The organism is Frankia sp. CoWAU3 (genome assembly GCF_977971855.1).
Genome location: NZ_CDWWXB010000076.1, coordinates 1 through 10,873 on the forward strand (window position 1 = coordinate 1; position 10,873 = coordinate 10,873).

Sequence of the window (10,873 nt, forward strand, 5' to 3'; positions counted from 1 at the left end):
CCGACCTGAGCTGGCTCGACGAGCTGCTGCTGCCGGACGGCGACGGTGACTTCACCCCGGCCGGCGAGCTGCTGATCCAGGGAGGCCCCCTGGATCGGGTGCTCGCCGAGGACGCGCCCTTCGGCACCCTGAGCGCCGAGGTCGCGCGGGCCTGGCCCGCCGAGGTACTGGCGAAGGTCGGTGTGCTGCGCACCTTCGGGGTGTTGCACGCCCACGACCTGCCGTTGGATCCCGACGAGCAGATCCTGCTTGACCTCGACGACAGCGACACCTGGGTTGACGACGTCGCGGCGGACGACCACGGCGCGCCGGGCGGCTCGGCGAACCTGCGTCGGCCGCCTCCCGGCGGGCCACCGGCACCCGCCATGATCGGGGTGTTCGCGGCGGTACGCGATCTCGAACTCGTCGACCGGGCCGCCTGGCCCGAGGCGCTCGCCGAGCTCGCCCGACCACCGTTGCGGGACATCGTGTTCGCCCCCGAGCCGTCCTATACGCGCTGGTGGCTGGCGCGGCACGCGGTGCTGCCCGTCGGTGGCGACGGCCGGGTGCCCCGCTCCGCGGAACACCCGGCGCACCGGGACAGCAGGGTTCTGCCTCCGGGCGAGCTCGTCCTACCCGACGCGGACCCCCTGCTCACCGGGCTGTTCGCGCCGGCGGCACCGCTCCCGGGGGTCGACGACGAGTTCCTGCGCCACCTCGGCTGCCGGCTGACGCTGGAGGACGTCCTCGGCGACCTGGGCGCGGTGATGGACCTGCTCGACCGGCTGGGCGACGTCGACCGGGACGTGCCGTGGCCCGCGGCTCGCACGCTGTACATCGCCGCGGTCGACGCGGTGGCCCGGGTCCTGACGGCGCCGGACGGTTCCGCCCACGACGGGCGGTTCGACCCGCCGCTGACCGTCCGCACCCCGGACGGCGTCCGGGCCTGCGCCGACGTCGTCGTGGTGGACGCACCGGACATGCTGGGGCTGCTCGGCGCGGACCGCTTCGGGCTGCGTCTCCCGCTGGATCGGGCGGCCGAGGTGGCCCACGTCCTCGGCGTGCGCCTCACCGCCGAGGCGGGCACCTGCGAGATCGCCTCGGCGGGCCCCGGCGAGGCCCGGCAGGCACCGGACGGCACACCGTACCGGGTTCACGACCCGCTGCTGGTCGAGGATCTCGCCGGCAGGCCAACCCGGGTGCCCTGGCGGGTACTCGGCGGGATCGGCGGCGAGATCCACGTGGATGCCGAGGCCGGCTCAGACGCGCTCGCGCGGGCCCTGGCCTGGCGCGGCGGGCAGTGGGACCGGCGGCATGCGCTGGCCGCGGCGCTGCGCGACCCCGACGGTGCCGCCTTCCGAGCCGCGGAGGACGACCTCGACGAGACCTGAGCCGCGCCGGTGGGTTCCGGTCGCCGGACTATCGATCCGCGTGGTCAGGGTTTCCCCGCGCCCGCAGCCGGTTGCGGCGGCGGATCACGATCCACAGGCCGGCGAGCCCGAGGACGAAGCCGCAAATCGCCGTCACGAACCACCAGAGCCGGCCGTCGCCCCGCAGGTCGTCGAGGAAGAACGCCATGACCAGCGCGGCGATGGCCCACAGCACGGTTCCCACCGCGACGGAGGCGACCCCGTCGTAGGGCAACGGTTCGGGCGCGGACGGGCGGGTTGTCGCGGCGGGCTCGCCGCCCTCCGGGACGGGCGGGACCTCGGGGGCGTGCGCACCACCCGTGGAATCGCTGTTTGCTGAGACGCTCATCCCGCTCGACGCTACCCTCTCGGCTCGCGGGCCGGACTGCTCGCGGGCCGGGGTGATAGGTCAGGAGTCGTCCGCCGGTTCGACGAGCCACTCGTCGAACCGGCGTCTCGTCACGTCGCTCAGCAGGGCGATATCGGAACGGAACCCGTCCCGCAGCCGGGCCCCGATCGCCGGATCCAGCCGGGGGGCCGGGAAGGCCGGCACGGACGGGGGCGCCGGCACGGACGTCCCGGGTGGCCCGGGACGTCCTCGGCGCTCGGCCCCCAGCTTGACCCCCAGGAAACCGTGGACCCGTCGAATGACGGCGGCGGGATCCCCGATCAGATCGCGGTGCGCCGTCAGGAGTACCTGCTCGCGGGGGAACAGCGTGAACAGCCGCTGCAGCTGCGTGCCGTACCTGCCCAGGGCCAGGTAGCGCCACGGCCATGGCCAGCACGCGGCCGTCCGGGCGGCCTCGGCGGCCACGGCACGTTCGAAATCGTCGAGGTCCTCAAGACCGGCCAGCCGCATCCGGACCCAGTTCGCATAGGCCCGCTCCACCGGATCACGAAGAACGACGATGAGCTTCGCGTAGGGAAGCAGTTCGTGAATATGCCGCAGCGCCGTGAAGTCGGCGAGATAATACGGGGTGCTCTCGCCGCGCACCGCACCCGCCGGAGCCGCGTCGAACAGCGCCTCGTAGTCGGATCGCCGACGGACAGGTGATCGCTCGCCCGGCCCGGCGCGAGCCACGCAGCCCGGACGACCGGCACTCCCGCCGGCTTCGCCCCAAGCGGAACAGACGACGCCGGCCCGGCCGGCCGTGGTGACGTCGAGCCCGCTTTCCAGGATGCGCCCGGCCAGGAAGTACCCCGGTTGCGGGATCTCGGGCATGAAGACGGATCGATGGCGGCCGAGTTCCTCGTGCAGGACCTCCGTACCCGCGTCGGGAGCACCGATCACGAAGAAATCAGGCAGAGCCACGGCATCTCCTGTTCCTGACGTCCCCGGCCGCGATTTCTGGAACAGCCCGTGAGTATATTCACGATTCTCCATCGGGAAGATGGACATCCCGGGACCTCCACGGCCGGCGTCATGCACCACAGATTCCACCGAAAGACCAAGAGGTGAGATAAGTCATACTTTTCAATGCTTGGCGACCGCCGGAGCAGTGTGCTTCCGTTGCTCTTGTGTTGAAGCGGCTGATCCTGGTCACCCGGGGCCACATTGATCTGCTCCGCGTTGCCTCGGCCGCCTGTCCGGCGGCCTGACGGGCAGCCGCCTACCTCCCGCACGGCGCTTCACGAAGCGTCAGCCGGTCCGGACACGCTAGACCAGGGCACGCCACCGTCTGTCAACCGACGTTGCCTCGTCTCGCGCGAACCGGCAAGCATCGCCAGGAAGGCCCCACCGGGCAGCGTCATCGCTGGTAGCTGCACATGCCGACCTCCCCCGAACAACATCGGCCCCGCCCTCCCCCGCCGCCGCTGGTGAGAGACACCGCCACCATCTTCGCGCCACCGCGCCGCGTACCCGGCGGACCCACCGGCCAGAACGCTGACACGTCGGCGGCATCTCGCCGCCCACCCGATCTTCGGTGACCGAGAGAAACCTGACCGAAAGGCCAGTAATGCCCCCGCAGACGACCGTCCTCCCGTACCGGACGCCCCACACCGCGCCCTCCCGTGCGGCGTCCGTTCCGGCGGCGTCCCTTCCACGACCGTCCCTGCCACGACCGTCCCTGCCCGCGACGGCGCCCGCGCACACGCCCGACGCCGGCCTCCGGACCGGCCAGTGGGAGATCGCGCCGCCGCCCCAGCGCGGGGTGTGGGTCGACCGCACCGCCTGGCTCGCCACCGTTGACGGCCGGACCCTGCAGCTGACCTACCTGGAGTTCGAGGTACTGGACTTCTTCGTCCGCCATCCCGGGCAGGCGTACAGCCGGGAGGCACTGCTCTGCTCGGTCTGGGGCCATCAGGTCGACGACGAGTCGGCTCCCGACATCCGCACGGTGGATGTCCTGGTGACGCGGCTGCGGCGCAAGCTCGGCCCGGAGCACCGGGACCGTATCGAGACCATCCGCCGCGTGGGCTACCGCTACCGCCCGGCGGATCCCTCGACCGACGGTTGACCACCGACGAGGTCCCAGACCGTCTCCGCCCGGTAGGTGGGGGATGATCCGGACTCGCCGCCGCCCGAGCTGCTCATCAGGATGAGCCGCTCGACGCTCCAGGGCAGCGATGGGACATCGGCACGCAACAGCTCGACGAGCGGTTGCAGTGCCCGCCCGCGTCCGTCCGGCACCCGGGCGAGCGTCAGATGTGCGCGCAACGGACGGGTGTCCCGGCGGGCCGCCCCGGCACGCTCGGCGGCCCGCCGGACCCCGACCGCCAGCGCTGTCAGGCGTGGGCTGGCTCGCGAGCCTGCCACGTCACCGGCGGCTGCGGCTGCGGCTGCGGCAATGCCGTCGACGGATGCGTCCGCGGTCACCGGCGGTGGCTGCCGCACCGCGGTCCACAGCACCCGATCGCCGAACCGTCCGCCGCCGACCGTCTCGACGGCGAACGGGCCGTGCCGGCGTGCCACCCGCGCCAGTCTCACGCCGAGCTCGGCGCGCCGGTCGTCCGGCACCGGCCCGAGGAAGGCGAACGTGACGTGCCACTGGTCCGGCGTGGTCCAGCGCAGATCCGCCGCCGCGGCGCGCGTCCTGCGCACGGCCGCGAGCAGCGCCTCGGCGACCTCGGGGGGTGGGACGGCCGCCACGAACAGTCTGGTTGCCAGCTCAACCTCCCTGGAACGACAGGCTCCCTCTCCCTGGGGCGGACGACAGGCTCCCTGGGACGGACGACAGTCTCCCTGGGACGGACGACAGTCTCCCTGGAGCGGACGGCAGTCTCCCTGAGCCGAGACGAACAGTGCGGCATGGACCTGCTCCGGGCCCGGATGGCGAGCGCTCGGCCTCCGATCGGTTCTCGGCGACAATCGGGTTGACCGGCGACCCTCGCCACCGGACGGGGAGCACTATCAATGCTGTGACGACGCTCCCCGATCTGGTGCCGCCGCGCGATCCCGCCCTTTCTCAGGCCTGGCGGGAGCTGCGTCGCGTCGTGCGTCGGCGGCAGCCGGACCTGCCCCTCGCGATGGCCCTGGTCACCGACGGCTCGGACATCACTACCGCCGAGGTGCTGCGCGATGCCGGGGTCGACGTCGTCGGTCTCCTCGCCCCGGAGCCGCTGGAGTCCCTGGCCTGGGCCGCCGAGGCGGGTGTCCGACGGGCGTACGCCGATCTGCTCACCTTGCTCTCGGACGACATCGAGGCGGTCTGCGTGGAGATACCGCCGCCCGCGTCCGACATCGTCGCCCGGCAAGCGGCCGAGATCGGCCTGCACGTACTCCTGGCCGGGCCGGCGACCGTCGAGGCCGAGGCCCTGCGCGCGGTCGCCGACCTCGCCGAGGAGGGTGATCTCGCCCACGTGGTCGCGCTCGACGGGCGGGCCTGGCCGGCTGCCACCCACGTCGCGGCGACCGTTCCCTCCCTGGGCCGGCTCACCCAGATGACCGTGGTGGGCGCGCCGAACGGGCCCGCCGGGCGGGTCGAGATCATCGACCTGGCGATGCGCTGGTGCGGCGAGATCCTCGCGGTCTGCGCCGATCCGGCCGCGATGCCCGCCCCGGCGCTCACCCCGGACGCACCGGTGACGCTGGCCCTGCTGGCGGCGAGCGGCGCGACGGTCCTGATCAACGAGCAGATGGGCGGGAACCTCGGCACAGCCACCCTCACGGTATGCGGCGACTCCGGACGCATCGTCGTCCGGGGCCGTCTGGTCCGCCGCCAGGACGACAGCGGCATCCGGGATCTGATGATGCCGACCGTGCCGACCTCCCGGCCGGGGCTGGTGGAGGCCACCTACGACGTGGTGCGTGCCACCGAACTCGACGACGCCCGGCTGGTCCGCGGCGCCACCTTCCACGACCTGCTCACCGCGAACCACCTGATGGCCGCCGCGCAGACCTCCCATCAGCAGGGCGGTTGGGTGGAGCTCTGAACGGCGGTTGGAACGATGCTCGGATCGGCGGGCGGCCTACGAGCCGGCAAGCGCGTCCAGGATCGGTGCGGCGCGGTTCAGCGCGGCGATCTCCTCGTGTGAGAGCTCGGCCAGCCGATCGGTCAGCCATTCGTCCCGGCGCCGACGGTCGTCCTCGAGCAGGGCTCGACCCGCCTCGGTCACCTCGGCGATCACCTGACGGCCGTCGGTGGGATGCGGCCGGCGCTCGACGAGCCCGGTGACGGCCAGATGCGCGATCACCCGGGTCATCGACGGCGGCTGGACGCGCTCGTGGGCGGCGATCTCCCCGAGCGTCATGGGGCCGTGCCGCTCCAGCGTGGCAAGCGCGGAGGTCTGCGTGGGGGTGAGCCGACTCGACCGTTCCTGGCGCATGCGCCGGGAAAGCCGCATCACCGACAGGCGCAGCGCGGACGCGAGTTCGGCCTCACGTGCCGTCTCGGTCTCCATCTCACGACGGTACTCGTTAGCGACACTCAGAAACGAATGACATTCTGGTGAACCGCCGAAAACAGCAGGTGGTGGGTCGGCCACCCCCCCAGCGGCAGCCGACCCACCACCACAGGCGGCCTCTCGCGAGCTCCGGCCCCCGAAGGCCCGGTCCCGAAGGCCCGGTCGCCGAGGGACACCGACCCGTTTCTCCCAGCCTCCACCTTCGATGCCACCGCTGGCTTCGGGGGCAGCTCCAGAGTTCTTCGGGGGGTTGCCGCCGGGAGATTAGGGGGGAACCCTCAAAACCCGTGGTCGCCATGTGCGACGCTTGTTCGGTGAGATTCCGGCTACATACGGTGGATTGAGGTGCCTCATCCGCGTGTACCCCGCAGGCTGGCCGCCTGCGCCGCCCGCCACCGCTCATGGTGCTTCGGCATCGGGGGCGTGGCCACCACGGCCGGAACGGTCGCCTGCCAGTGGCCGGCATTCTCCGACAACCCGGTGACGGCGGGCATCAACGTCTCGGTGGCGCTCACCTTCGTCCTCACCGGAGTGCTGCTGAACGGCGAGGACGCGTTGGGCAGCGCCACCGGAGCCATGATCTTCAGTGGTCTGCTCTGGGCACTGACCTGGACCGTGGCGTGGGACGAGGGTCCGTCGGCTTTCATCTCCACGTTCGCCTACACGCATTTCTGGGTCTGTCTCGGCTGGGGCGCGCTGCGATATCCGGTCGGGCGATTGCAGAGCAACCGCGAGCGCGCCCTGCTGGCGAGCGCCGTCCTCCTCATCCCGGTGGCGAACCTGGGACTGGTCGGCATCTCCGACCCGACCTGGTTCGGATATTCCCGAAATGTCTGGTGGTATGGCTCGCCGATCGACCGGGATGCCTTCGAGGAGATCATCTGGGTCCTCGACAGCCTGACCCTCGTGCTGGCCGCGGCCTTTTTTTGGGTCGTCCGCGTGCGGCTGCGCCGCTACTCCGCGCTCGACCGCCGGATCTTCGGACCGGTCGCCATCGCGCTGCTGATCGCGTTCACCCTCGCCGCCACGGTCAACATCTTCGTCTGCAAGCCCAGCGGAGCCTACGTCCCGCCGGCCTTCATCCTCATCGCGCTCGCGCTGCTGACCATCCCCTTGGCCTTCGCCGCAGCGGGCGTACGCCGCCAGCTCGCCCGCGCCCGCATCGCACAGATCCTGGCGACGCTGCCGATGCCGCCGACGGTCCCGGCCGTACGGGACATCCTGCGTACGGCTCTGCACGACGACTCCGCCGAGCTCTTCCTATGGATGCCGCAGGAGCGGCGGCACGTCGACGCCGACGGCGCCACGGCCACCCCGCCCCGCCCCGGAGCCGGCCGGCTGCTCGTGCCGGTGACGACCTCGTCGGGCGCGCCACTGGCGCTGATCTCCGCCACCGCCGCCCAGGAGCGCAACCGCGACCTGGTCACGGTCGCCCTGCAGGCCAGCGCCATGGCGCTGGAGAACGCCCGGCTGCACGCCGCCGTGGCCGCGCAGCTGGACGCCGTACGCGCCTCCCGGGCCCGCATCGTGGAGGCCGGCCTGATCGAACGGCGCCGCCTCGAGCGCGATCTGCACGACGGCGTCCAGCAACGGCTGCTGGCCCTCGCCACCAGACTGGGACTCGCCCGGACAAAGACCTCCGACCCCGATACGATCTCTGCCATCGAAGCCGCTCGCGAGGATCTGCATCATGCTCTCCAGGACCTGCGCAGTCTGGCCCGGGGAATCCACCCGGCCATGCTGAGTCAGGGTGGGCTGCGCCCAGCCCTGGAGGTGGTGATCGAGCCCCTTCCCGTCAAGGTCGAGTTCGACATCCCGACCGTCCGGTTCGAGCCGATCCTGGAGGCCTGCGCCTACTACACGATCTGCGAGGCGCTGACGAACACGGTCAAACACGCCGGGGCGGCCCAGGTCCGGGTGACGGTCCGGTGTGTGGACGGCGGCATCCTGATCGAAGTCACCGATGACGGTAAGGGCGGTGCCGTCGTGGTCGAGGGTGGCGGGCTCGCGGGTCTCGCGGACCGGGTACGTGCGCTCGGCGGCGACCTGAGCATCGTCAGCCCGTCCGGCGGCGGCACCCGGCTGACTGCGAGCATCCCGTGCGGGTAGCCGTCGCGGACGACTCGGCCCTGTTCCGCGAGGGGCTGGCCATGCTGCTGGCCGCCGCGGGAGTCGAGGTCGTCGCGCAGGCCGGGACTGCGGACGAGATCATCGACCAGCTCGCCGGCAGCCGGCCCGACGCCGTCATCCTGGACATCCGGATGCCTCCGACGTTCACCGACGAGGGGCTGATAGCGGCCGAGACGATACGTGCGGCTCATCCCGCGATGGGCGTCCTGGTGCTGTCCACGTACGCCGAGACGCCGTACGCGCTGCGGCTGCTGGGCGACGGGGGCGGCGGCATCGGATATCTACTCAAGGACCGGGTGGACGACATCACCGCGCTGCACGACGCGTTACACAGGGTGGTCAGCGGCCGGCTCGTCGTCGACGAGGAGGTCATCGCCGGCCTGTTGGCCCATCGCCGGCGGGCCGACGAACTGGAACTCCTCACCGCCAGGGAGCGGGCCGTGCTCCGGCACATGGCCGAGGGACGATCGAACCAGGGCATCGGCGCCAAACTCCATCTGGCGCCGAAGACCGTCGAGAACCACGTAGCCAACGTCTTCACAAAGCTGCGGATGCCGGCCTCCGCGGACGACAACCGTCGGGTGCTGGCCGTGCTCGCCTGGCTCCGAGCCACCGGCGGCGAGGACCGCTCCTCGCTCTGCGAGGAGCGGTCCACCCGGTTGGGCGAGCCGCGGTGACCATCGAAGCGTGATTCCAACCCCGAGCGCAGCCACGGGAGACTCTGTCCCACCGGGGGTGGTGTAGCACACGTGGGACGGAGCTCACCGATCACGGGCATGTGCAGGCACGAACGGCCAAACTTGGGAACAACCATGTGAGCCAGCGAACCGGCGTGAGCGCTCCGTACCCGGACGCGCGCCCCGACTTGGGCTAGTGCCGTCATTGCGGCACCGCCACAGCGAGAGGAGCCCGGCGTGTCCGAGCAGGTCAGCACACTGACCGTCACCGACAACCGCACCGGAAAAACGTATGAGATACCGGTTACGGACGGCGCGGTACGTGCGAGTGCGTTTCGCTCGATCAAAACGAGCGACGACGACTTCGGGCTGATGACGTACGACCCCGCCTTCACGAACACGGCGAGCTGTAGGAGTGCGATCACCTACATCGACGGTGACGCCGGCATCCTGCGCTACCGCGGTTATCCGATCCAGGAGCTGGCGGAGAAGAGCAGCTTCCTCGAGGTCGCCTACCTGCTCCTCGCCGGCGAGCTTCCCTCCGCCGAGGAGCTGTCGACCTGGGAAGACGAGATCACCCATCACACCCTGGTCCATGAATCGATCAAGAAGTTCATCGACGGCTTCCACCACGACGCGCACCCGATGGGCATGCTGGTCTCCACGGTGGGTGCGCTGTCGACCTTCTACCCGGACGCCAAGACGATCGACGACCCGGGGCTGCGCCGGCTGCAGATCGTCCGCCTGATCGCCAAGATCACGACATTGGCGGCGTTCTCCTACCGACACTCGGTCGGTTTCCCGTACGTCTACCCGGACAACGACCTGTCCTACGCCGGCAACTTCCTCAACATGATGTGGAAGGCCACCGAGCTCAAGTACGAGCCGGACCCCAACCTGGAGCACGCCCTCGACGTGCTGTTCATCCTGCACGCCGACCACGAGCAGAACTGCTCGGCCAACGCGATGCGCGCGGTCGGCAGCTCGCAGGCGGACCCGTTCTCGGCGGCCGCCGCCGCGATCTCCGCGCTCTACGGTCCGCTGCACGGTGGCGCCAACGAGCAGGTGCTGCGGATGCTCTCGGAGATCGGGTCGGTCGAGAACATCCCCGCCTTCATCGCCCAGGTGAAGGACGGCAAGAAGAAGCTGATGGGCTTCGGCCACCGGGTCTACAAGAACTACGACCCGCGGGCCCGGGTGATCCGGCAGGTCGCCGACGAGGTCTTCAAGGTCACCGGCACGAACCCGTTCCTCGACCTGGCCATGGAGCTGGAGCGGATCGCGCTGGAGGACGAGTACTTCGTCGCGCGCAAGCTCTACCCAAACGTCGACTTCTACACCGGCATCATCTACCAGGCGATGGGCTTCCCGGTAGAGATGTTCCCGGTGCTGTTCGCCATCGGCCGGATGCCGGGATGGCTGGCGCAGTGGGAGGAGGGTCTACTCGACCCCGAGCAGAAGATCGCCCGACCGCGCCAGCTGTACATCGGCTACGATCAGCGGTCGTATGTCCCGATCGACGACCGTAGCGGGGTCGGGGACAGCGGGATCGACCCGATCGCGGCCCAGGCGGCCCAGGCGGCACCGGAGCGCCCGCTGCGCTGACCGGATGCGCCCCACCGGGGCCGCGGCGCCTCCCGCGGCCCCGGCCCTTGTGGTTGGGCTGGCGGCTCCCGCCGGTTCCCGGCGCCTACAGGTGCTCGACCGCCTACAGGTGCTCGACCACGTAGTCGATGCTCGTGGTGAGCGCCTCGACGTCGGCCGGCTCGACCGCCGGGAAGCAGGCCACCCGCAGCTGGTTGCGGCCGAGCTTGCGGTAGGGCTCGACGTCGA

General features: G+C 70.9%; 10 protein-coding genes and 1 pseudogene. 7 read left to right on the forward strand and 4 right to left on the reverse strand.

Annotated elements, in window-relative coordinates:
• Nucleotides 1–1,370: pseudogene (locus AC08ON_RS09220) on the forward strand (sacsin N-terminal ATP-binding-like domain-containing protein); the annotation flags it as partial.
• Between the two features lie 28 nt (nucleotides 1,371–1,398).
• On the opposite strand, the gene AC08ON_RS09225 reads toward AC08ON_RS09220, so the two are convergent.
• Nucleotides 1,399–1,737 (reverse strand): DUF2530 domain-containing protein, encoded by a 339-nt coding sequence (locus AC08ON_RS09225; RefSeq protein WP_476607186.1) that lies wholly within the window; start codon nucleotides 1,735–1,737, stop codon nucleotides 1,399–1,401.
• A 60-nt stretch (nucleotides 1,738–1,797) separates the two neighbouring features.
• On the reverse strand, nucleotides 1,798–2,700 hold the full coding sequence (locus AC08ON_RS09230; RefSeq protein WP_476607185.1) for a sulfotransferase: 903 nt from the start codon (nucleotides 2,698–2,700) through the stop codon (nucleotides 1,798–1,800).
• A gap of 206 nt (nucleotides 2,701–2,906) precedes the next feature.
• Here AC08ON_RS09230 and AC08ON_RS09235 point away from each other — a divergent pair, with 206 nt between their 5' ends.
• Both AC08ON_RS09235 and AC08ON_RS09240 read left to right on the forward strand, forming a co-directional pair.
• Nucleotides 2,907–2,987, forward strand: coding sequence for a putative leader peptide (locus AC08ON_RS09235; protein ID WP_347272474.1), 81 nt, complete (start codon nucleotides 2,907–2,909; stop codon nucleotides 2,985–2,987).
• Between the two features lie 359 nt (nucleotides 2,988–3,346).
• Nucleotides 3,347–3,847, forward strand: a complete 501-nt coding sequence (locus tag AC08ON_RS09240; protein ID WP_476607495.1) for a winged helix-turn-helix domain-containing protein — start codon at nucleotides 3,347–3,349, stop codon at nucleotides 3,845–3,847.
• Here the strand turns inward: AC08ON_RS09240 and AC08ON_RS09245 are convergent.
• Nucleotides 3,814–4,479: a 2'-5' RNA ligase family protein gene (locus AC08ON_RS09245; RefSeq protein ID WP_476607496.1), complete on the reverse strand. Its 666-nt coding sequence runs from the start codon at nucleotides 4,477–4,479 to the stop codon at nucleotides 3,814–3,816. The two genes, AC08ON_RS09240 and AC08ON_RS09245, sit on opposite strands and share 34 nt — an antisense overlap.
• Before the next feature lie 269 nt (nucleotides 4,480–4,748).
• Between AC08ON_RS09245 and AC08ON_RS09250 the strand changes: the two genes are divergently transcribed.
• The gene (locus AC08ON_RS09250) at nucleotides 4,749–5,762 is read left to right on the forward strand and encodes a Gfo/Idh/MocA family oxidoreductase (protein WP_476607497.1); all 1,014 of its coding nucleotides are present in this window, start codon (nucleotides 4,749–4,751) and stop codon (nucleotides 5,760–5,762) included.
• A 36-nt stretch (nucleotides 5,763–5,798) separates the two neighbouring features.
• On the opposite strand, the gene AC08ON_RS09255 is transcribed toward AC08ON_RS09250, so the two are convergent.
• Complete coding sequence (locus AC08ON_RS09255) at nucleotides 5,799–6,230, reverse strand: MarR family winged helix-turn-helix transcriptional regulator (RefSeq protein ID WP_476607498.1); 432 nt, start codon at nucleotides 6,228–6,230, stop codon at nucleotides 5,799–5,801.
• Nucleotides 6,231–6,578: 348 nt separating this feature from the next.
• On the opposite strand from AC08ON_RS09255, the gene AC08ON_RS09260 reads away from it, so the two are divergent.
• From AC08ON_RS09260 to AC08ON_RS09270, 3 genes are all read left to right on the forward strand, one after another.
• Nucleotides 6,579–8,342, forward strand: a complete 1,764-nt coding sequence (locus tag AC08ON_RS09260) for a sensor histidine kinase (RefSeq protein ID WP_476607499.1) — start codon at nucleotides 6,579–6,581, stop codon at nucleotides 8,340–8,342.
• Complete coding sequence (locus AC08ON_RS09265) at nucleotides 8,333–9,040, forward strand: response regulator transcription factor (protein ID WP_476607500.1); 708 nt, start codon at nucleotides 8,333–8,335, stop codon at nucleotides 9,038–9,040. The genes AC08ON_RS09260 and AC08ON_RS09265 overlap by 10 nt, the downstream gene beginning before the upstream one ends.
• Before the next feature lie 237 nt (nucleotides 9,041–9,277).
• Nucleotides 9,278–10,645 carry a citrate synthase gene (locus tag AC08ON_RS09270; protein WP_011434559.1) on the forward strand — a complete coding sequence of 456 codons (1,368 nt, stop codon included), beginning with the start codon at nucleotides 9,278–9,280 and terminating at the stop codon, nucleotides 10,643–10,645.
• The last annotated feature ends 228 nt before the right edge of the window (nucleotides 10,646–10,873 follow it).

Coding starts and splice junctions, on each gene's coding strand:
- AC08ON_RS09225 (WP_476607186.1), bottom strand. CDS start 1,737: ATGAGCGTCTCAGCAAACAGCGATTCCACGGGTGGTGCGCACGCCCCC.
- AC08ON_RS09240 (WP_476607495.1), top strand. CDS start 3,347: ATGCCCCCGCAGACGACCGTCCTCCCGTACCGGACGCCCCACACCGCG.
- AC08ON_RS09255 (WP_476607498.1), bottom strand. CDS start 6,230: ATGGAGACCGAGACGGCACGTGAGGCCGAACTCGCGTCCGCGCTGCGC.